This window comes from Neorhizobium sp. NCHU2750 (assembly GCF_003597675.1).
Classification (GTDB): Bacteria; Pseudomonadota; Alphaproteobacteria; order Rhizobiales; family Rhizobiaceae; genus Neorhizobium.
On sequence record NZ_CP030829.1, the window covers coordinates 251,213 to 272,613 of the forward strand.

The 21,401-nt window shown below is 61.2% G+C and carries 22 protein-coding genes and 1 riboswitch; of the genes, 20 read left to right on the plus strand and 2 right to left on the minus strand.

Translation table 11 applies throughout. The features are described from left to right. The first annotated feature begins 9 nt into the window (after nt 1–9). The 8 genes from NCHU2750_RS25290 to NCHU2750_RS25325 all read left to right on the plus strand — a co-directional run bounded on the left by NCHU2750_RS25290 (nt 10) and on the right by NCHU2750_RS25325 (nt 6,974). Nucleotides 10–999 (plus strand): ABC transporter permease, encoded by a 990-nt coding sequence (locus tag NCHU2750_RS25290; protein WP_119944554.1) that lies wholly within the window; start codon nt 10–12, stop codon nt 997–999. Next, complete coding sequence (locus NCHU2750_RS25295; RefSeq protein WP_119944555.1) at nt 996–2,018, plus strand: ABC transporter permease; 1,023 nt, start codon at nt 996–998, stop codon at nt 2,016–2,018. The genes NCHU2750_RS25290 and NCHU2750_RS25295 overlap by 4 nt, the downstream gene beginning before the upstream one ends. Beyond that, nucleotides 2,018–2,338 carry an L-rhamnose mutarotase gene (rhaM, locus tag NCHU2750_RS25300; RefSeq protein ID WP_119944556.1) on the plus strand — a complete coding sequence of 107 codons (321 nt, stop codon included), beginning with the start codon at nt 2,018–2,020 and terminating at the stop codon, nt 2,336–2,338. The genes NCHU2750_RS25295 and rhaM overlap by 1 nt, the downstream gene beginning before the upstream one ends. Continuing rightward, a complete protein-coding gene (locus NCHU2750_RS25305) occupies nt 2,335–3,732 on the plus strand; it encodes an FGGY-family carbohydrate kinase (protein WP_119944557.1) in 1,398 nt (465 codons plus the stop codon). Before rhaM ends, NCHU2750_RS25305 begins: the two co-directional genes overlap by 4 nt. Nucleotides 3,733–3,806: 74 nt before the next feature. Continuing rightward, nucleotides 3,807–3,903: riboswitch (TPP riboswitch) on the plus strand. 46 nt (nt 3,904–3,949) lie between these two features. Beyond that, complete coding sequence (gene thiM / locus NCHU2750_RS25310; RefSeq protein ID WP_119944558.1) at nt 3,950–4,765, plus strand: hydroxyethylthiazole kinase; 816 nt, start codon at nt 3,950–3,952, stop codon at nt 4,763–4,765. Beyond that, entirely contained in the window at nt 4,762–5,397 is a 636-nt protein-coding gene (gene thiE, locus NCHU2750_RS25315; protein ID WP_119944559.1) for a thiamine phosphate synthase, read from the plus strand. Before thiM ends, thiE begins: the two co-directional genes overlap by 4 nt. Beyond that, the gene (gene thiD, locus NCHU2750_RS25320) at nt 5,394–6,203 is read left to right on the plus strand and encodes a bifunctional hydroxymethylpyrimidine kinase/phosphomethylpyrimidine kinase (protein ID WP_119944560.1); all 810 of its coding nucleotides are present in this window, start codon (nt 5,394–5,396) and stop codon (nt 6,201–6,203) included. The genes thiE and thiD overlap by 4 nt, the downstream gene beginning before the upstream one ends. Nucleotides 6,204–6,206: 3 nt before the next feature. Then, the gene (locus tag NCHU2750_RS25325; RefSeq protein WP_119944561.1) at nt 6,207–6,974 is read left to right on the plus strand and encodes a 3-oxoacyl-ACP reductase; all 768 of its coding nucleotides are present in this window, start codon (nt 6,207–6,209) and stop codon (nt 6,972–6,974) included. Nucleotides 6,975–6,998: 24 nt separating this feature from the next. On the opposite strand, the gene NCHU2750_RS25330 is transcribed toward NCHU2750_RS25325, so the two are convergent. Next, on the minus strand, nt 6,999–7,655 hold the full coding sequence (locus tag NCHU2750_RS25330; RefSeq protein ID WP_119944562.1) for a GntR family transcriptional regulator: 657 nt from the start codon (nt 7,653–7,655) through the stop codon (nt 6,999–7,001). 248 nt (nt 7,656–7,903) lie between these two features. On the opposite strand from NCHU2750_RS25330, the gene NCHU2750_RS25335 reads away from it, so the two are divergent. From NCHU2750_RS25335 to NCHU2750_RS25355, 5 genes are read left to right on the plus strand one after another with little or no spacing between them, the layout of a single operon-like run. Beyond that, a complete protein-coding gene (locus tag NCHU2750_RS25335; RefSeq protein ID WP_119944563.1) occupies nt 7,904–9,157 on the plus strand; it encodes an NRAMP family divalent metal transporter in 1,254 nt (417 codons plus the stop codon). 53 nt (nt 9,158–9,210) lie between these two features. Further along, complete coding sequence (locus NCHU2750_RS25340; RefSeq protein WP_119944564.1) at nt 9,211–9,978, plus strand: LamB/YcsF family protein; 768 nt, start codon at nt 9,211–9,213, stop codon at nt 9,976–9,978. Nucleotides 9,979–9,988: 10 nt separating this feature from the next. Beyond that, nucleotides 9,989–10,798 carry a putative hydro-lyase gene (locus NCHU2750_RS25345; protein ID WP_119944565.1) on the plus strand — a complete coding sequence of 270 codons (810 nt, stop codon included), beginning with the start codon at nt 9,989–9,991 and terminating at the stop codon, nt 10,796–10,798. 7 nt (nt 10,799–10,805) lie between these two features. Further along, complete coding sequence (locus NCHU2750_RS25350) at nt 10,806–12,407, plus strand: 5-oxoprolinase subunit B/C family protein (RefSeq protein ID WP_119944566.1); 1,602 nt, start codon at nt 10,806–10,808, stop codon at nt 12,405–12,407. A 17-nt stretch (nt 12,408–12,424) separates the two neighbouring features. Then, entirely contained in the window at nt 12,425–14,152 is a 1,728-nt protein-coding gene (locus NCHU2750_RS25355; protein ID WP_119944729.1) for an acetyl/propionyl/methylcrotonyl-CoA carboxylase subunit alpha, read from the plus strand. Between the two features lie 294 nt (nt 14,153–14,446). On the opposite strand, the gene NCHU2750_RS25360 is transcribed toward NCHU2750_RS25355, so the two are convergent. Continuing rightward, nucleotides 14,447–14,998: a hypothetical protein gene (locus NCHU2750_RS25360; RefSeq protein WP_119944567.1), complete on the minus strand. Its 552-nt coding sequence runs from the start codon at nt 14,996–14,998 to the stop codon at nt 14,447–14,449. Nucleotides 14,999–15,087: 89 nt separating this feature from the next. Between NCHU2750_RS25360 and NCHU2750_RS25365 the strand changes: the two genes are divergently transcribed. From NCHU2750_RS25365 to NCHU2750_RS25395, 7 genes are all read left to right on the plus strand, one after another. Further along, on the plus strand, nt 15,088–16,995 hold the full coding sequence (locus NCHU2750_RS25365) for an AfsR/SARP family transcriptional regulator (protein WP_119944568.1): 1,908 nt from the start codon (nt 15,088–15,090) through the stop codon (nt 16,993–16,995). A 10-nt stretch (nt 16,996–17,005) separates the two neighbouring features. After that, nucleotides 17,006–17,437, plus strand: coding sequence for a hypothetical protein (locus NCHU2750_RS25370; protein WP_119944569.1), 432 nt, complete (start codon nt 17,006–17,008; stop codon nt 17,435–17,437). Nucleotides 17,438–17,508: 71 nt separating this feature from the next. Further along, nucleotides 17,509–18,657, plus strand: a complete 1,149-nt coding sequence (locus NCHU2750_RS25375) for a YcaO-like family protein (RefSeq protein ID WP_245480490.1) — start codon at nt 17,509–17,511, stop codon at nt 18,655–18,657. A gap of 3 nt (nt 18,658–18,660) precedes the next feature. Then, nucleotides 18,661–19,389, plus strand: a complete 729-nt coding sequence (locus NCHU2750_RS25380) for a TfuA-like protein (RefSeq protein ID WP_119944571.1) — start codon at nt 18,661–18,663, stop codon at nt 19,387–19,389. After that, a complete protein-coding gene (locus NCHU2750_RS25385) occupies nt 19,386–20,510 on the plus strand; it encodes a hypothetical protein (protein WP_119944572.1) in 1,125 nt (374 codons plus the stop codon). Before NCHU2750_RS25380 ends, NCHU2750_RS25385 begins: the two co-directional genes overlap by 4 nt. Before the next feature lie 77 nt (nt 20,511–20,587). Then, entirely contained in the window at nt 20,588–21,022 is a 435-nt protein-coding gene (locus NCHU2750_RS25390) for a helix-turn-helix domain-containing protein (protein ID WP_119944573.1), read from the plus strand. A 90-nt stretch (nt 21,023–21,112) separates the two neighbouring features. Further along, entirely contained in the window at nt 21,113–21,334 is a 222-nt protein-coding gene (locus NCHU2750_RS25395) for a hypothetical protein (protein WP_119944574.1), read from the plus strand. The last annotated feature ends 67 nt before the right edge of the window (nt 21,335–21,401 follow it).

Genomic DNA, 21,401 nt, shown 5'->3' on the forward strand with positions numbered 1-21,401 from the left:
GGAGAACCGATGAAAAATCTGCTCAGACATCGCGAACTGCTTCTCGTCGGCATCGTCGCCATCATGATTGCCGGTTTCTCGACCCGCGCTGCAGGCTTTGCCACGCCCGGAAATCTCGCAAACATATTCAACGACACGTCGATCCTGATCATTCTGGCGCTCGGCCAGATGACCGTGATCCTCACCAAGTCGATCGATCTTTCGGTTGCGGCAAACCTCGCATTCACCGGCATGGCCGTGGCGATGATGGACGCCGCCTATCCCGGCCTGCCTCTGGCGTTGATGGTGGTTGTCGCGATCGGTCTCGGTGCAGTCCTTGGCGCCATCAACGGCTATCTCGTCTGGGCCCTGCAGATCCCGCCGATCGTCGTCACGCTCGGCACGCTGACCATCTACCGCGGCATGGCCTTCGTCCTGTCCGGGGGCGCATGGGTCAATTCCCACCAGATGACCCAGACATTCCTCAACTTCCCGCGCCTGCCGGTTTTCGGCCTGCCGATACTCTCCTGGATTGCCATCGCCATCCTTCTTATGATGTGGGGGCTTTTGACCCGCACGCCATTCGGACGCTCGGCCTATGCCGTCGGGGGCAACCCGACAGCCGCCGTCTATGCCGGCGTCGATATCGGCTGGACCCGTTTTCGCGCCTTCGTGTTGTCCGGTGCTCTCGCCGGACTGGCAGGCTATCTCTGGGTGTCGCGCTATGCGGTTGCCTATGTCGATGTCGCCGCAGGTTTCGAGCTCGATACAGTCGCAGCCTGCGTCATCGGCGGCATTTCGATCGCCGGCGGTATCGGTTCCGTAGCAGGCGCAGTGCTTGGCGCCCTGTTTCTCGGCGTCATCAAGAATGCGCTGCCGGTCATCGGCATCTCCCCCTTCGCCCAGATGGCCATTTCCGGCATCGTCATCATCGCGGCGGTCGTCTTCAATGCCCGGGCCGAACGCCGCGCCGGGCGCATCATCCTGAGGGATCGCGGCGCCCCGGAGATATCAGCATGAGCGACCTGACAACCGAACACAAGGGCGCCTCGACACATGTCCGCCAGCAGATCCCCGACCGATTGGGGACGCCCGTCAGCCGTCTGCTCGGCAGCTGGGAAGTGCTGCTCTTCGGCGTGGCGGTAGTGATCTTCATCGCCAACTGCTTCGCCTCCCCTTATTTCCTCAATGCCTGGAACCTGTCGGACGCCACGTTCAACTTTACCGAAAAGGCGATGATCGCCTTTGCCATGGCGATGCTGGTGATTGCCGGCGAGATCGACCTTTCGGTCGCCGCCATCATCGCGCTTGCCTCCACCGCCATGGGGGCGGCCGCGCAGATGGGTGTCGATACCGCAGGACTAGTGGCGATCGGCATCGGCGTCGGCCTTGCCTGCGGCGCCATCAACGGCGCCCTCGTCTCGGTGTTGAAACTGCCCTCCATCGTCGTCACGATCGGCACGATGAGCCTGTTTCGCGGCATTTCCTACATCGCGCTTGGCGATCAGGCCTATGGGAATTATCCGGCCGACTTCGCCTATTTCGGCCAGGGCTATGTCGTCTGGGTATTCTCGTTCGAATTCGTTCTCTTCGTCGTGATGGCCGTCATTTTCGGTGTCGTTCTGCATGCCACCAATTTCGGCCGACAGATCTTCGTCATCGGCAACAATGAGTTTGCCGCCCGCTTTTCCGGCATCCCGGTCGAGCGGATCAAGTTCAAGCTTTTCCTGCTCACCGGCTTGATGTCCGGCATCGCAGCTGTCTGCCTCACGTCGCGGCTCGGCTCCACGCGCCCATCGATCGCGCAGGGCTGGGAACTCGAAGTGGTGACCATGGTCGTGCTCGGCGGCGTATCCATTCTCGGCGGTGCGGGCACAATCGCGGGTGTCGTCATCGCCGCCTTCGTCATGGGCCTCGTCACCTTCGGCCTCGGCCTGCTGAACGTGCCGGGCATCGTCATGTCGATCTTCGTCGGCCTGCTTTTGATCATCACCATTGCCGTTCCCATCATCGCGCGCCGTATCCGGGAGATGCGCTGATGGAGACGGAGAAATACGCGTTCCGCATGAAGCTCAATCCCGGCATGGAGGCCGAATACAGAAAGCGGCATGACGAAATCTGGCCCGAACTCGTCGATCTGCTGCATGAGACCGGTATCAGCGACTACTCGATCTATCTCGACCAGCAGACCGACATTCTGTTTGGTGTGCTGACGCGGCCGCAAGGTCACGGGATGAAGAGCCTGCGGGATCACCCTGTGATGCAACGCTGGTGGGCACACATGGCCGACATCATGGAGACCAATCCGGATAACTCACCGGTCCAGACCGATCTCGTCACCGTGTTTCATCTGCCATGAGCCCACCTCGCAAGGTTGCCGTCATCGATATCGGCAAGACCAATGCCAAGGTTGTCGTGCTCGACTGTGCCCTCAGCAAGGAGATTGCCGAATTCCGCACGGCCAATCGGGTCATCTCCGGCCCGCCCTATCCCCATTTCCATGTCGACGGCCTGTGGGATTTCATTCTCACATCTCTTGTCGCGCTCGGCCGAGAGCCGGGATTTGATGCGATCTCGATTACCACGCACGGCGCCTGCGCGGTATTGCTCGATGAAGACGGTGCGCTGGCCCTGCCGGTCCTCGACTACGAGCATCTTTATCCCGAAGAGATCCGGCGCGACTATGCCGCCATCCGGCCTCCCTTCGCCGAAACCTTCTCTCCGGCACTTGCCGGCGGCCTCAATCTCGGCGCTCAGCTTCATTATCAGAAAACAGCCTTTCCAGCGGCGTTTTCACGCGTCAAGACGATCCTGACCTATCCGCAATACTGGGCCTTTCGCCTCACCGGCGTGGCAGCCAACGAGGTGACTTCGCTCGGCTGCCATACCGATCTCTGGTGTCCGCGCGACGACCACTATTCGACGCTGGTCGATACACTCGGCCTTCGCGACAGTCTTGCGCCATTGCGCAGCGCCTTCGATGTCCTGGGTTTTGTCACGCCGTATATCGCGGGAAGGATCGGGGTGCCCGGCGAAGTGCCAGTAGAATGCGGTATTCACGATTCCAATGCCTCGCTGCTGCGTCACCTCATTGGCCGAGAAGGACCGTTTGCCGTCGTCTCCTCCGGTACCTGGGTGGTCAATTTCGCCGTCGGCGGAGATCTCGATCATCTCGATCCGACGCGTGACACACTTGCCAATGTCGATGCCTATGGCCGCGCCACTCCGTCCTCGCGTTTCATGGGAGGACGCGAGTTCGAACTGCTGACGGCGGCGCTCGGTCCGCTTGATCAACAGGCGGCGATGTCCGCCATGCCGGCGGCAATCGCCAGACAGATCATGCTCCTGCCCAATCTGGCGGAGGGGTCCGGTCCGTTTCCCGGCAGGCGTGCGTTCTGGCTGAATGCCGAGAATGCATCGATCGCCGAACGATGGGCTGCCGCCTGCCTCTATCTGGCATTGATGACCGATACCTGCCTTTGCCTGATCGGAGCCGGTGGCCCCACCCTGGTCGAAGGGCCGTTTGCCCAGAACCGGGTCGCGCTCGCTGCGCTGGCGGCGCTGCTCGGCCGGGACGTGATTGCGCTGGCGGGAGATACCGGGACGAGCCAGGGGGCGGCTCTCCTGGCGGGCGCGAGCCCCGCATCGGCGGATGGCGGGGCTCGCGTCGCACCTCTCGCGGCCATCGGCCTCCATGCCTACGCGGATAGCTGGCGCTCGATATCGGCCCGCCGCGACAAAAAGCGAGCATGACGGATTTGCCGGCGCGGTCACGCTCATAATTGCGTGACGGGTCTTCCCTCCGTCGAAGAACCGGTGTTATGTTCCATCCATGACAGGGGCGTCTGGCGCAAGCCGGGCTGAGAAGCACCCTTTGAACCTGAACCAGATCATGCTGGCGGAGGGAGTCGTTAGGGCCTTTACGTCATCGTTCGGCCCGTTGCGCCTCACCCCGCCAGGGGAGGAGCAAATGCAAGTCGAAAGCCCCATTCATCCAACACCAGGTGCGTTGCTCGCGGCGATGCGCGATCGAAATCCGCTCGTTCAGAATATTACAAATTTCGTTGCAATGAACATCGCGGCCAATGTGATGCTCGCCGCCGGCGCCTCGCCAGCCATGGTTCACGCTACGGAAGAGGCCGGAGAATTTGCCGGAATCGCGGCGGCAGTGACCATCAATATCGGGACCATCTCCCCCGATTTCCTCGCAGGGATGCTGGAGGCGGCAAAAGCCAGCACTATGGCGGGAAAGCCCTGGATCTTAGACCCTGTTGCCCATTTCGCCACCGCCTACCGGCGAGACGCCATTGCCCGACTGCTGGATCTTCGACCGACAGTCATTCGCGGCAATGCTTCGGAAATCATCGCTCTGGCCGGTGCGCATTCCAGGGGGCAGGGCGTCGATGCCGGTGACAGCGTCGCCTCCGCCGAACAGGCCGCCATCGCTCTGGCGACAGAAAGGACCTGCGTTGTCGCTGTTACCGGTGACATCGACTTCGTCACCGATGGCCAGCGTAAAATCCGCATCCATGGCGGCTCACCACTGATGCCGCAGGTTACCGCACTTGGATGTTCGCTGACTTGCCTTGTCGGCGCTTTCGTTGGTGCAGCACCGGACACGCCTATCGAGGCAACGGTCGCCGCACTGGCGCTCTTCGCGCTGGCGGGCGAAGGAGCGGCCGAAACGGCACAGGGGCCCGGCAGCTTTCTTCCCCTATTCCTGGATCGGCTGGCTGCCACGACACCCGACATGCTGGATGCCGGGGCACGGATCGTCAGCGCATGAGGCCGTTCGATCTCTCCCTCTATCTTGTCCTCAACCCCGATCTTTGCAGTCCTATCGGCATGGTGGAAACGACGAGGCTTGCCGTCAGGGGCGGCGCCACGCTGGTCCAGCTGCGCGACAAGCATGCGACGACCGAACAGATGATTGCCACCGGCCGGCTGCTGAAAGCGGTGCTTTCCGGCACCGGCGTTCCGCTGATCGTCAATGACGATGTCGAGGCCGCAATCGCCATCGGCGCAGACGGCGTGCATGTCGGCCAGAGCGATCTGGCGGCGGTGATCACCCGCCAGCGGGTCGGGCCGGACATGATTGTCGGCCTCTCGGTGGAAACCGAGGATCTGGCTCGCACCATCGATCCGGCGATTGTCGACTATGCCGGCGTCGGCCCCGTCTTCGCCACGGCAACCAAGGCGGATCACGAGGCACCGATCGGCTTCGACGGGCTCGCCCGCATTGTCGCCGCCGCCCCGGTACCGACCGTCGCCATCGGCGGGCTGAAGACGGCCCATGTAAGATCCGTCCTCGCGGCCGGCGCAGATGGACTTGCGGTCGTGTCAGCCATCTGCGGAACCGCGTCGCCTGAAGATGCTGCAAGAACCATCCATTACGAAATCCGGAAGGCACGCCCATGACAGTCCGCAATGTTCTTTCAATTGCCGGCTCCGATCCTTCGGGCGGTGCCGGCATACAGGCAGACCTCAAGGCGTTCTCCGCACGCGGCACCTATGGCATGGCCGCTCTGACTGCACTGACAGCCCAGAACACCCAAGGCGTGACGGCCGTCCTGCCGCTTCCCGTCGATTTCGTCATCAGTCAGATCGACGCCATCCTTGATGACATAAGGGTCGATGCGGTCAAGATCGGAATGATCGCCAATGCGGAAATCGCCGATGCACTCGCCGACCTGCTGGCCCGGCGATGCGAAGGCATTCCAATTGTCCTGGATCCGGTCATGATGGCCAAGGGCGGCTCACCGCTTCTCGCCCCGACGGCGATCGCTGCCGTCCGGGATCGTCTGGTACCGCTGGCCACCGTCATGACGCCCAACCTGCCGGAAGCCGCTGCCCTGCTTGGCGAAGCGGAGGCCACGAACCGCGAGGCCATGGCCGATCAGGCAAAGCAGCTGCACCTCACAGGCCCCGATGCGGTGCTGATCAAGGGCGGCCATCTGGATGGCGGACATAGCCCCGACGTCCTGGCGCAGGCCGCCGGCTTGTCCTGGTTCGAGGCGCAAAGGGTCGCCACCAGGAACACCCACGGCACCGGGTGCACCCTGTCGAGCGCCATTGCCGCCGAGATCGCCAAGGGTGTGCCCGTCACCGACGCCATCACGATCGCCAAGGCCTACCTGACCTGCGCGATCGCTGAAGCCGACAGCCTTTCCGTTGGAAGCGGGCACGGTCCCGTCCACCATTTCATCGACCTCTGGAGACAATGAAGAATGAGCCTCGCCCTCAATCAACAGATCGTCCTTGTGACGGGAGCCAGCCGTGGCCTGGGTGCCGCGATCGCAGCGGCTTTCGCCCGGGAAGGCGCCCGCGTCGCCATCAACTATCACCAGAGCAAGGACAAGGCAGACGCACTTGCCGCCGAACTCGGCCCGAACGCCCATGCCTTCGGGGCGGATGTTCGTGATCCGGCTGCCGTCCGCGCGATGATATCAGAAATCGAGACAGTCTTCGGCGCTCCGCCGACCACCGCCGTCCACAATGCGCTGACCGACTTCTCCTTCAACGGTGATGCCCGCTCAAAGCTGGATGAGATGTCCTGGAGTGAAATTTCGGCACAGCTTGACACCGCACTCAAGGGCGCACTGAATGTCATCCAGGCCGTCAGGCCCGCGATGGAGAAGGCAGGCTTCGGCCGCATCGTGACGATCGGCACCAATCTCTTCCAGAATCCCGTGGTGCCCTATCACGATTATACCGCTGCCAAGGCTGCGTTATTGTCGCTGACCCGCACTGCCGCGGCCGAGCTTGGCCCGGTCGGCATCACGGTCAACATGGTCTCCGGCGGGCTGTTGCAGACAACCGATGCCAGCCGCGCGACACCCGATGCGGTCTTCGACATCATTGCAGCCAATACGCCGCTAAGACGTGTCACCACGCCGGAGGAAGCCGCGGATGCGGTGCTGTTCTTCGCCAGCCCCTGGGCAAGATCCGTTACCGGACAAAACCTGATCGTCGATGGTGGTCTGGTTTACGGCTGAAGATGAGGCAAACCCTCGTCCTCGCTATTCGCCGTGGCGTTCCAGCGATTTGAGAACCGTCCGTTCGGACAGGGTGAGGTAGACTTCCATTTCGGCAGCTGCCTCATTCGCCTTGCCGTCCTCGACAAGCCGGAGAATGTTCTCGTTCAACTCGACGAATGGTGCGTGCAACTGTTCCGGATTGGCAAGAAGGCCGAAACCGAGGCGCAGTTCTGCAGCGATGCGCTCGTAGAATTCGCTCAGCCGCGTGCTGTCGGCAAGATCAACCACCGCTGCATGAAAGCGCATGTTGGAACTGCCGACATCAACCCAGTCCAGTGCCTCACGTCCGCGCTTGGCCTTCTCGACCGCCTCGTGCATCACAGCGACAGCGGTATGACGAGGCCAGGACTGGCGCAGCGCGCCGCACTCCACCATCCGGCGCACCCGATAGATATCGATGATCGTCGCCATGTTCGGCACAGCGACGAACACGCCGCGATTGGCTTCGTGGCGCACAAGGCCGTCCTTGGTCAGAAGGCGGAATGCCTCGCGCAGCGAATTGCGCGACACGTCGAAACGCTCGCTGAAGGCAGCCTCAGACAGGCGCTGGCCGGGCGCGAGTTCGCCTGAAATCAGAAGACTGCGAATCTCCCGCGCCAGCCGATCCGATAGCGGCAAGCCGTCCAGGTTTTTACTCATTGCGCCCTATCCTCAAACCCGCTGGCAGTTCTTCTCTGAGACTCCGGCATTGTCGTCTCGCCGCTCTTAGCACAATCGGTGAGCAAATCACCTGATTTCCTGCCAAAACCTTGGCCTTAAAGTCCAACAAATAGACAATATAATGGAACAATATGATAGAATTGTTGAACAATATTGACATTCCTCCGAAACCAGCCAAGATCGGCCAGCATCCGCGAGGGGCGGATAGCAATAACCGGAGAAACGCCATGCAGCAGAACGAGCTTGCACAAAGCGCCCCGCAGCCCACCGAGAAGAGCGCTACCAGCCATCGCTACGCCTTGTTTTCGGCCATGTTCCTGATGTCGATGTCGGCGGTTGGGCCCGGCTTCATCACCCAGACAGCAACCTTCACCGTCAAGCTCGGTGCGGCCTTCGCCTTCGCGATCCTGATTTCGGTGATCGTAGACTTCGCCGTGCAGGCAAACATCTGGCGGATCGTCGCCGTAACCAAGATGCGCGCCCCCGCCATCGCCAATGCCGCGATCCCTGGCGCCGGCTTCCTGCTCGCCATCATCGTCATCATCGGCGGCCTGTTCTTCAACGTCGGCAATATCGGCGGCGCCGGGCTCGGTCTCAACGCCATGATCGACATGGACCCGAAGATCGGCGGCGCCATCGGTGCCATCGCTGCGATCGGCATCTTCCTGTCGCGCCGCGCCGGCGTTGCCATGGACCGCGTGGTCTTCGTCGCCGCCTTCGTCAAGGCTGCGCTGATCATCTATGCAACCATCGAATCCGGCCCACCCGTCGCGGAAGCCTTCCACCAGACCTTCTTCCCGAGCAACATCGATTTCGCCACTATCACCACGATCGTCGGCGGCACCGTGGGCGGCTATATCACCTATGCCGGTGCCCATCGCCTGCTCGACAAGGGTACGGTCGGTGTCGAGAACCTCGCGGCAGTCAACCGCGCGGCTCTGAGCGGCATCGCCATCACCGGTGTCCTGCGCTACATCCTCTTCCTCGCCATCCTGGGCGTCGTCGCCAGCGGTGTCGTCATCGACCTCTCCGGCAAGGCAGCCAACCCGGCCGGCCAGGCCTTCCATTCCGCGGCCGGCGATATCGGTTTCCGCCTCTTCGGCGCGGTCTTCCTTGCCTCCGCGATGACCAGCATCATCGGCGCCGCCTACACGTCGGTGTCGTTCCTCACCGCCTTCAAGCCCGACATGACGGAGCGTCAGCGCAATATCGCCACCGTCGGCTTCATCGCCATCTCGCTGATCGCCTATATTCTGATCACGACGCCACCTGCAGCCATGCTGGTCTTCGTCGGCGGCCTGAACGGTCTCGTCCTGCCGATCGGCCTGTCGATCTTCATGTATGCGGCCTGGAAGCGTACGGACCTGATGCACGGCTATCGCTATCCGCGCTGGCTGCTGATCATCGGCGTTCTGACTTGCATCCTGACCTGGTACATGGCCTACAACTCGGTCGGCGCCATCTTCGCCCTGCTTAAATAGAACCTGAGCCGGCAGAACGCTAAAACAGAAACGACCACTGAGGAGACACGAACTTGGCTGCTATCGACCTCAACAGCGACCTCGGCGAAAGCTACGGCGCCTGGACCATGGGAGACGACGACGCGATGCTGACAGTCGTCTCAGGCGCCAACATCGCCTGTGGCTTCCATGCCGGAGATCCGGCAGGGCTTTACCGCACGGTAAAGAACGCTGTACAAAAGGGCGTCGTCATCGGTGCACATGTCTCCTATCCGGATCGCGTCGGTTTCGGCCGCCGCGATCTGGATGCCACGTCGGAAGAACTCACTGCCGACGTCATCTATCAGATCGGCGCCTTGAAAGGCATTGCCGCTGCCGCTGGCACGTCGGTTCGATACGTCAAGCCACACGGCGCTCTCTATAACCGGATTGCCACCGACCCGAAGCAGGGCCAGGCCGTCATCGATGCAATCAAGGCGATCGATCCGTCGCTGGTGCTGATGGGCCTCGCCAATGCGCCGATCCTCGACCTTGCGAGAAAGTCGGGACTGACTGTCATCGCCGAAGCGTTCGCCGATCGCGCCTATACGCCGCAAGGTAATCTCGTATCGCGCCGCGAGGCCGGCGCGGTACTGCATGACGCCCAGAAAATCGCTGACCGCATGGTCGGGCTTGCCCGCAACGGCACGCTCGAAGCAATCGATGGCAGCATGATCCGCGTCGAGGCGCAATCGATCTGCGTCCATGGCGACAGCCCCGGCGCTGTCGCCATCGCCCAGGAAATCAGCAATCGCTTCAAGGCGGAAGGTATCGCCATCCGCTCCTTCATTGCAGAAACGTGAGCACGGCGCCATGACGATCCCGACAGCCTATCTCGACCATGTCGATACCCGTGCAGCACAGGATGCGCGTGCCACCTATCGCAACGGCCTCGTTGCCCCGACATCCGGCATAGCTCCGGGCTTCACCCAGGCAAACATGATCGTGCTGCCGCGCGACTGGGCTTTCGACTTCCTTCTCTATGCGCAGCGCAATCCGAAACCCTGCCCTGTTCTTGATGTATCCGATCCGGGTTCTCCAACGACGCTGCTTGCCCCCGGCGCCGATCTGCGGACCGACCTGCCGCTCTACCGTATCTGGCGCGATGGCAAGCTGGTCGAGGAAACGGCGGACGCAACGAAGGCCTGGGCTGAACGTGACGATCTGGTCTCGTTCCTGATTGGCTGCAGCTTCACCTTCGAGACGCCGATGGTCGAAGCCGGCATCGAGATCCGCCATATGACGGACAAGTCGAACGTGCCTATGTATCTCACCAACCGGCCTTGCCGACCGGCCGGTCGCTTCAAGGGCAACATGGTCGTCTCCATGCGGCCGATCCCGGCATCCCGCGTGGCCGACGCAGCAACGATTTCCGGCCGCTTCCCGGCCGTCCATGGCGCCCCCGTCCATGTGGGCGCACCCGAGGAACTCGGCATCAAGGATCTGTCGAAACCGGAATTCGGCGACGCCGTGCGTATCGAACCGGGCGAGGTTCCAGTCTTCTGGGCCTGTGGTGTTACCCCTCAGGCCGCAGTCATGGCGTCCGGCGTGCCCTTCGCCATTACCCATGCGCCCGGGCACATGTTCATCACCGATATCCCAGACACCGCCTACCACGCGTGACGCCATAATGCGATTTCTCCCCGTCAGCCTCACCACCATCCTCGTCGAACTTGCCGATCTCGATGAGACACTGGCCCTCTTCGCCTCGCTTTCCGCCGAACCCATCGATGGGGTGGAAGAAACCGTACCGGCCGCGCGCACGCTGATGATCCGCTTCCGACCGGACACGATCAGTGCCGAGCGGCTCGCAAACGCGCTCAGCCGACGTGATCTGTCTGTCAGACCCGAGCCATCCGACAAGCTCGTCGAGATCCCGGTTCGCTATGACGGCGAGGATCTCGACGACGTGGCGCGTCTGACCGGCATGACCGTCGAAGAAGTCATCCGCCGCCATACCGAAAGCGAATTCACCGTCGCCTTCTGTGGCTTCGCACCGGGCTTCGGCTATCTCGCCGGCGGTGATCCGGCCCTCACGGTCCCGCGCCGGCAAAGTCCGCGTACCCGTATTCCACCCGGTTCAGTGGCGCTGGCCGGCGCCTTCAGCGGCGTTTATCCGCAGGCAAGCCCGGGCGGCTGGCAGATCATCGGTACCACGCCCGAGAAGATGTGGGACATCGATCGCGAACCGGGTGCGCTGTTCCAGCCCGGATATCGGGTCCGCTTCTACGATATGCGGAAGCGACAGGCGCCGACCGAGGTTTCGCCCCATGCACCGACCGCCACTCGCCTGGATCAGGCCATTGAAGATGCACCGCATTTCAAGATCCTGACTGCCGCGCTTCCGGCCTGCTTCCAGGATCACGGCCGGTTCGGGCAGACGGGACAGGGCGTTTCAGCCTCCGGCGCGCTTGATCAGTCGGCATTCCGGGCCGCAAACCGCATCGTCGGCAATCCGGCAGGAACCGCCTGTATCGAGATCACGCTCGGTGGGTTCTCCTTTCAGAGTAACGCACGGGCCGTCATCGGCATTACCGGCGCGCCCTGCCCCATTACTGTTTCCGCCGCCGGAAACGTGATCGCGCACACGACCTATCAGCCGATTTCGATCGAACCCGGTGATATCGTCACTCTCGGCAATCCGACGGCCGGCATGCGCAGCTATCTCGCGGTGCGCGGCGGCTTTGAGGTTGCCCCCGTGCTTGGCAGCGCGGCGACCGACACGCTTGCTGTCGTGGGCCCCGCTCTGGTCAGGACCGGAACAATCCTTGGCCTTGCAAACAATTCGCGCGGATTGGCAAGCGTCTCCCTCGACGAGTTGCCCGCGATCGAGTTTCCCTCCGCGCCGGATATCGTGACGCTCGATATCGTGTTCGGCCCGCGCACCGATTGGTTCACCGACAAGGGGCTCGAGACACTGACCGGCCAGGTCTGGCAGGTGACGCCGCAATCGAACCGGATCGGCGTTCGTCTTCTGGGCGAGACACCCGTCGAGCGCAAGGACAGTGCCGAATTGCCGAGCGAGGGGACGGCTACCGGCGCCATCCAGATCCCGCATAACGGCCAGCCGGTACTGTTTCTCGCCGATCACCCGCTGACCGGAGGCTATCCCGTCATCGCGGCGGTCGCCGAGCATCATCTCGATCTCGCCGGGCAACTGCCCATCAATGCAAAAATCCGTTTCCGTCCGATCGCGCCGTTTGCCGAGATCTCGACCGAGACCACGATATGAATATCAAGGAGAGCCCCATGAAGAAGGTGCTGATTGCCAACCGCGGCGAGATTGCGGTGCGCATCATCCGCGCGTGCCGCGACTACGGCCTGACATCCGTCGCCGTCTATGCCGATCCCGATCAGAATGCTCCCTTCGTACAGATGGCCGACGAGTCCTATGGGCTGGACGGCGTTCGCCCGTCGGAAACCTATCTCGACATCGGCAAGCTGATCGCCACTGCCAAGCGCTCCGGTGCGGATGCCGTGCATCCCGGCTACGGTTTTCTGTCTGAACGTGCCGAATTCGCACAGGCGGTCATCGATGCCGGTCTGATCTGGATCGGTCCTGCTCCATCGGTCATCGAAGCGCTCGGCGACAAGGTGGAGGCGCGCCATATCGCCCGCAGCGTCGGCGCACCGCTGGTTGCCGGCAGCGATGGCCCGGTTTCCTCTGCCGACGAAGTCATCGCCTTTGCACGCGAGCATGGTCTTCCGGTCGCCATCAAGGCCGCCCATGGCGGCGGTGGGCGCGGTCTCAAGGTCGCCTGGAATATGGAAGAGATCGCCGATCTCTATGCTTCGGCAGTTCGCGAGGCGACAGCCGCCTTCGGTCGCGGTGAATGTTTCCTCGAACGCTTCCTCGACCGGCCTCGCCATATCGAGGCGCAGGTGATCGCAGACACGCATGGCAACGTCCTTGTCGTCGGAACGCGTGACTGCTCCCTTCAGCGACGCAACCAGAAGCTCGTAGAAGAGGCGCCCGCCCCCTTCCTCAGTGATGATCAGCGCCGCAAGGTGCATGACGCGGCAAAGGCGATTTGCGCGGCGGCCGGCTACGTCGGCGCCGGCACCGTGGAATTCCTGCTCGGCATAGACGGCACGATCTCCTTCCTGGAGGTCAACACCCGCCTGCAGGTCGAACATCCGGTGACCGAAGAGACGACCGGCATCGACCTCGTCATCGAGCAGTTCCGCATTGCCGAGGGACTGCCGCTGCGGGTGCTCGAAACACCTGTGCCGCGAGGTCATTCGATGGAATTCCGCATCAATGCCGAAGATCCCGGCCGCGGCTTCCTGCCCACACCGGGCAATATCACCACCTTTGTCCCGCCCGCCGGTCCCGGCATCCGGCTCGATAGCGGCGTTACGGCAGGTTTTGCCGTGCCGGGCGTCTTCGATAGTCTCATTGCCAAGCTGATCGTCACCGGCTCGACCCGCGAAGAGGTTATCCGCCGCGCGCGCAGGGCTCTCGACGAGTTCGAGATCGGCGGCATCGCCACGGTTCTGCCTTTCCACCGCGCCGTGCTCAACGCGGAGGATTTCGTCAATCCTGATGGCATGAAAGTACATACACGGTGGATCGAGACGGAATTTGCCGCGATGCCGGACGCAATGGAGCGCCCGGAACCGGCCGACGACACCACGCTCGTGCACACCTATCTTGAAATCGACGGCAAACGCGTCTCGGTCGGCCTGCCTGCCGTCCTCCTTGCAGGTCTCGCTGCATCGGGCGGCACAGCATCCGCTGCTGCTCCGATCTCCCCGGTTGCCGATCAGGGCGTCACCGCATCTGTTTCCGGAACGGTGCAGTCACTCAAGGTGAAAGATGGCGACATGGTAACCGAAGGCACCCTGCTCGCCGTGCTCGAGGCGATGAAGATGGAAACGCAGGTCGTTGCGCCCCGGGCCGGCAAAGTCAGGCTGCGGGTAAAGGAAGGCGACTACGTGACGGCCGGAGAGGCTTTGATCACGCTCGACGATTGATGCCGTGACGCCCGTGTGACGCTCAATCGGCGATCACGCTGACACAACCTTGTTCCCTGTCGGTTGCACCTCGGCCGTTGCGCTTCAACCCCGCTGCGCAACGGCCGATCTTCACTCGGTTTAGGCAAAGTTTATCCCATGACCTTCAGATCGTTTCTCGTCGGCGGTATGTTCTTGGCGTCTCTCTGGCTGATCGGAGCCGGCTCACTGGCGCTGGTCTATTCATGAACATCACCGACAACCGAGCCGTGGGCGGCTAGATTATCTTCTCTTGAGGCGACAGCAGTTCAGCACTCAGCCGATCTTTCCCCAGTCTGGAATAATCTTTTCTATCGGAAGTGGGTCTACGCTTTGGTAATGGTTGGCGTTGTCGCAAAATTCAAAGCGCCAGCGACGGCTACCTTCAATCGTTTCGATCACCCTATAGCCATTGACGATCTCATCCGTGACTTCGACGTCATAGCCCCAAAGCCATCCGCCATAACGGGTTCCCTGGCTGGATCGCAGGACAATCTCGAAAAAATATCCACCTTCCGCTTCTCTCATACGAAAGATCAGATCCAGATTGTCCTCGTCAGCTTCCAGGACATCACCGGCAGATAAACGGCTCGCAGCGATCCGGGTATTGGCAAGCGCTCCTATCGGGTAGTAGGGCCGGCCCTTGAACGACATGAACTCGGCAATCGCATAGCCGACATCATCGGCGCGCTGATATGGCTCCGTGACAGCGGTGAATGCCATATAGGAACGACCGAACACGATCGGGTTTGCCATTTTTCCTGTCATCGGTATCACTACAACATAGAGCTGCATCGCCTGCGATTCCAGCATGGCGAACAACGTCATAAGTTGCGTCACACCGACGTCAAATCGGAATTTCTATCACTTTCAATTTGGTGAAAGTCATTGTTAGATATCGGAACTGGAGTTCGACCGTGGCCGCATCAGACGATCCGATATCTCTTCATTTCTTTGGCGTCCCCCGATGGGCGGACAACAATGCCTTTTTCCCGCAGAAGGGCTTCGTGCTCCTCGCTGCTTTGCTTTTGTCGCCCGGCAATACCCTCACTCGCCAGGCGCTCGCCGCACTGCTCTGGGAAGACGTCGAACAGAAGCGCGCTCTTGCAAACCTACGTCAGCTATTGTCGAGGCTCCAGCAGTTTGGAGGCAACGAGCCCCTACTTCTTGCCAGCGGCAGCAGCCTGACGGCTGGCCCGAAGGCGTATCGCTCCGATCTCGGATGTTTTCTCGGCTCCATCTCATCGACGGATATAGCCATTCGAAAAGAGGGCCTGCTTGCCGTGCGCGGCGAACTCCTGCAGGCCTGCGAAAGTGGCCAGGAGGAATTTTATCTCTGGCTGCTATCGGAGAGAGGCCGGCTGAAAAGCATCTTCTTCTCCTCGGTCGGGCAACTGCTTGAGGATATAACGCGGTTTGGTGGCCAAAGATCGCATGAGATTGCCGCCATCGCCGATTGTGCCTTGACGCTGGAGCCCGATCGCGAAGAAACCTACCGTAGTGTCATGGCCGCGTACGCTCGCCTTGGCGACATTGGCCGCTACGAGCATACCTCCGAAAACCTGAACCGCATGCTTCGGCTCGAAGCACGGGCACCGGAGCCCGCCACCCTCGCGTTGCGCCGCCGGGTTCGTGCCGATCTTATCGACAGCGAACCGGAGCATCTTCCTAAGCCACGTGTGGAGAAGATGCGAGTGGCGTTCATGTTGCCATCCAATGCCGACGATTCGGCTGCGGCACCGATCGTCCGCTCGTTTATCGAAGATGTCGCAAATAGCCTCGTGCGCTATCGCACCTTCACGGTCCTTGCCCCGCACAGCACGTTCGCGGCAAGCGCTGCAGGAAAACAGGGACAGGCTGTGTCGCTGCGGCCCGACTATGTGGTTGTGACGACGGTCTTTGCCGATATGCGCGCTTCCCTTTCTCTCATCGCGGAGAGCACGGGCGAAATCGTCTGGTCGCTGGAGGTCTCGCTTAGCGACCATGAACTGCCGGCGATTTTCAGGATTCTTTCCAAGCAAATTGCGGCCTGTCTGGCCGAGACACTTGAGCAAAGGCAGATCGCTCCATCCCGCAGGCACGCAGCGCCCGCCTACCTTCACCTCCTGCAGGGGCAGCAGCTCATCAAGGGAAAATGCGACCTGCCGCTTCTGCGCAGGGCAAGGGCCGAATTTCGCAAGGCTGTCGAACTCGATCATGGAATGGCGGTTGCCAGGGGAAGGATCGCGCAGACGCTACAGCTCGAATGGCTGATGCTCGGGGGTGGCGATCCCCATCTCCTGCATCGGGCGAAAGCCGAGGCCGAAGCATCGGTGGCAATCGACGCCGCTTCGGGTATCGGGCAATGGATGTGCGCCGTCGTAGCACTACATCAGCGCGACTTCGACACATCCGCCGAACAGTTCCTGGAGGCGGAAGCTTTGGCCCCGAACTCTGCCGATCTTCTGTTACAGCATGCCGATGCCTTAGCGCATTTCGGCCAGACGGATCATGCCTGGGAACGGTTCGAACGGGCGATCGACCTCAACCCGCTGGCACCCGACATTTACTGGTGGGCCGGCGCGAGTATCGCTCTGAAGCGGGAGGAATATACAACCGCGATAGAGCTGTGTGGACGAATGGAGAATGACGAGCCGGCCCTTCGTGTGCTGACCGTCAGCCACGCATTGGGCGGCGATATCGACACAGCAAGGCGTTACGGCGATCGTCTGAAAGAGAATCATCCGGGAATGACGGCGCGTCAGATCAGCCTGTTATCTCCTGATCGCAATCCGCAGGTAAATGAGAAGTTGTTTCAAGCGTATCAATTGGCCGGTATCAAATAGGGGGTTTAAAATGGCTAATTCTCAGTTCTATGTCATTGGCAAGAAGGGTAGCGGCGTTCTCTTCGTACGCACCGAACCGCTGCGGGTGGCTTCGGTTTCCCACGACGTCATCGCCGAATATGAAGCAAGCCATCCGGGCGTGGATGGCTATGCCCGCGTGGCTGCCGCTGCAAAGGGAATGCTTGTGGGCCAGGACGGGCAGCCTGAAACCACGCTCGACCAGGTTCAGGCCCAAGGCATCGAGACGGTCATTGCATCGGGTGCCGTGATGTCGGATGCCGACTTCGCCTTTGTCGGCGACGTCGTCGATGCCGGCTGGGACTTCAACCGTGTCATCCAGTTGCCGATTGAAAGCGCACTGAAGGCCGTCGGCCCCTCGGGCATTGCCTCGGGAGACCTTTTCGCGGCGATCCTGTCCGACACGCCGAACAAGGCTCCCTGATGACTCCGGGAATGGCGCCTGCAGGCGAGACTGCTTGCGGGCGTCGCTCAGTCCGGCACACGGAAACGGCCGTGATCTATGATCCCGGTTTCCTCCATCACTTCGGTATCACCAGGGTCGGCGACGTCACCGGGCTGGATGTCATCGGCATGCCGGTCTGGTTTGCCACGCGCCCCAATTCCCGCGGCCTGTCGGTCGCACAGGGAAAGGGGTTGACGGATCAACAGGCGCAGCTTTCTGCCATCATGGAAGCGATAGAAGGCGCGGTTGCGGAAGATACACAGGGCCATCTGTGCGACTTCTGCTCTATTGACGCTCTGCACCGGCGTGGAGTGAGAACCATACCTTTCGAAGGCGTGTCCCGCGTCCGATCGAATAGCATAGATTTTTCGCACGAGAGGGCCTGGGTCGAAGGCTACAGCTTGCGCCACGATCACGCGGTGCTGGCCCCATTCGAGCTGGTCGGCTTGGACTTCCGGGCCGATTTCCCATGGGACAGGGATGCCTTCCTGATGAGTTCCCAAGGTCTGGCCGCCGGCTTCGATTTTGACCGCGCGGCCCTGCATGCCATCCTCGAACTCGTCGAGAATGACGCCTGCCTGCTCATCGACGCCCTGGCAATGCAGGGAGCTGCGACACGTCCGATCGCCTTCGCGCGCGGACAGTCGGCCGATCTGGACGCTCTTATCGAGATGCTCGAAGCCGTTTATCTGGATGCACGCTTTTTCGACCTGACCGGGGCAAATGGCATTCCAGTCGTTCTGGCAAGCATACCGCGCATATTAAGCACCGAGGATGGTCCGGGAAGCCGAGCCTCGGCGGGTGTCGCCTGCCGTCTCAATATGGCGGAGGCTGCATCATCCGCTCTGCAGGAAGCCATACAATCCCGCCTGACCGATATCAGCGGCGCCCGCGACGACCTCTCGCCGGGCCGCTACCGGGCTGATCGTGCTGCGCCGGTCAGAGGGGCGTCCTCCAGCGAAAAGCCGAGACCGGTGCAGGCAACGAACCTTCTCCCGGACAACAAGGCCGGTCCGCTCTGGCGAAGCCTTGCCGAGCACCTGTTTTCCTGCGGCGTTTCCGATATCTATCTATTTCCGCTGAAAACGGGGCGTGCCGATGTCTTCGTGGTGAGAGCGCTTGCCTGCGGCATGACCACCGCCAACGGGGTGGAAAGCAAACTCAACCTCGGCGCACTCAACAGTATTCTCGGGGGTTAGGCCTTGAACAGGATCGTCTTTGCCGGCCCCTCCATTCATGGGATCGATCTTTCCAACTATCGGGGCATTCAGTTGCACCCACCCGCGGCCGCTGGCGATATGCTGTCGGCTGTCGATGCCGGCTTCGACGTCATTGGATTGATCGACGGGTTGTACAAGGACCAAGCGGCCGTCTGGCACAAGGAATTGCTCTACGCCCTGTCGAAAGGTGTCCTTGTTCTCGGCGCGGCCAGCATGGGGGCGTTGCGGGCGGCGGAATGCGACAGCTTCGGCATGATCGGACTGGGGCAGGTCTATCAGGCCTATCGCACAGGTATGCGGACGTCGGATGCGGATGTCGCCGTGCTTCACGCACCGACAGAAATGGGCTTTCGGCCTCTGACGATCGCGCTTGTCGATGCCGAAGCGACGATCGAAAGCTTGCGCGAAAGAATTGGCGACGAGCAAGCGGCACACCTCCTGCAGGCCGCGCGAACACTTCATTTCAGCCGGCGGTCGTGGCGGCAGATCGTAACAGGCGCCAAGCTGGATCGAGAGCTGATTGCTGTCCTCTCCGCCAACCCGATATCGGTGAAACGGTCGGATGCAGAGCTTCTGCTCTCGACCGTGCGGAACAACGCTTTCAGCCGTCAGCGACCGACTGGCTGGACATTCCAGAGGACGATATTCTTCGACGCACTTGCCGCACGCAATGGCTCGTCTCTGAAGAACAGCGAAGGTCCGCACGGATGAAGCTTCTGGCGGATTGCGGCGGGCTTGTCCGGCGGATCGCACTTGCCATTCCGGCAACGTTTTTCGATAGGATAAACCAGCCAGGCGATTGGGCTCCATTGGCGCCGATCGGCAATCTCCTGGATTCGATGCCCAATGGGATAGAAGCCATCCTCCTCGTGGACAGGATCGTGATGGCGCATGCCGAACGATGGGTTGCCGGTCTGACAACGGTCTGCGACGTCACCGTTTGCCCTGTCTCAGATGCCGCTCACCCGATTTCGATCCCATGGCTTCAGGATGTCTTCCACGTTCGAGAGCTTTCTTCCGTCTCTGGCGCCGGACACGAATATCTGTCTTTTTCGGGCGCAGGCGCGGCAATGGATCTGGCCACCCTTCAGGGAGCCGCTTCGAAAATCCTTCCGTTCCATCTCGACGGCGGTAATCAGTTGATTGGATCCGACTTCCGGATCATCGGCCATTCGGACTTCGGCAAGATGGAAGCCATTCGAGCGCTGGACAAGCGACCGGTCCATGTTTTCGGCTATCGGGTGAATGATATCGTTCGCCCGCCGGCAGGTCTGAAGGGTATGCCTGAGGCCGATCACCATGACTTGGCGAGTGGCATGAGGCAGCATTCCAAGATGCATCAGTTCGGCTACCATGTCGACCAATTCGTCACCCTGACCGGCCTGGAGCGCGTCGGCAAGCCTCTGCTGGTGGTCGGCGAGCCTGTTGCGGATGGCCGTTTTTCCCGTGCCATCGATGTCGCGCGCTGCAGCCTCGACGCATCGGTAATCTTTCTGGAAGAGCAGGGTTTCGAGGTGATCCGCAATCAAGTGCCCTTCGCCGTCACGACAGACACGCGCAAGCTGCTGCCGCGCCTCTACAACAACGCCATGCTGGAAAACGACCTTCGCGAAGGCAAAGATCGCCCCTTGATCTGGCTGCCACAATTTTCAGACAGCGAAGCGCTGGACGAGACCGACCAATCCAATGCCACGCTTTGGGAAGACCTGGGATTTGAGGTCAGGAAAGTCTTCGGCTGGAGCCATCTTGCGAGCAGAAGCGGCGCCTTGCGATGCATCTCGAAAGTGATCGAGCGGTGTGCACGACAGGGTAAACTCAACGCTAAAGTCTGACTCGTCTCTTTGTTGCGCGTATGCGATGACTCCACCTATAGTGATCCGCCCGCAGAAGGCAGGCAATGGAGACTGGAATGAGGGCGAGAACACCAAACGCGATCGACGTCCATGTCGGTTTTCAGATAAAGATGCATCGCAAGGCATTGCGGCTCAGCCAGACAGCCCTTGCCGATCGGCTCGGTATTACCTTCCAGCAGATCCAGAAATACGAAAAGGGCACCAACCGCGTCGGCGCCTCCCGATTACAATCGATTGCCGCCATTCTCGGCATCGAGGTCGCATCGCTTTTCGAAGGCAGCCCGACCAATGATGCGACACCATTGGCTGTCAGGGACCCGGAGCAACTGGCTTTGCGGGAATTCCTGCTTTCGACAGACGGTTTTGAGCTCAACCAGGCGTTCTTCAAAATCCGCAGCGCCGATACGCGCCGCCAGATTGTCGCTTTGGCCCGCAGCCTGGCGGAAGACGCCCCGGACGAGGATAACGGAGAGATGAGCGGGGGCCTGTGACGCCACTCGACGCTCGGTGTGACGATGCTGTGACGGGCACTGTGATGCAGTTGATCACGGCAATCGGCCGCATCGCTCAACGGAGCCTCAATGATCGAGAAATTCGCCGACACCGACGATAAGGCCGCAGAGATCCTAGCGCTGGGTCGCATGGTTTCCTACGCCCGCCAGCAGGCGCAGGCGATGGATCTCGAATTCTCGACCTATTGCCTCGATGTCGCGCTCCGGTCCATCGTTCAGGACATCGCCAAGAAGGGCTTCTGTTTCGCGGCGAATGAAAACATGGTGTCTTTGTCCAACGAGCGGAACTGATATACAGCCCAAGCGAGGGTGATGCCGGGTTGCCCCGCCATCATCCTGTCCCGACACGGATCGCGCG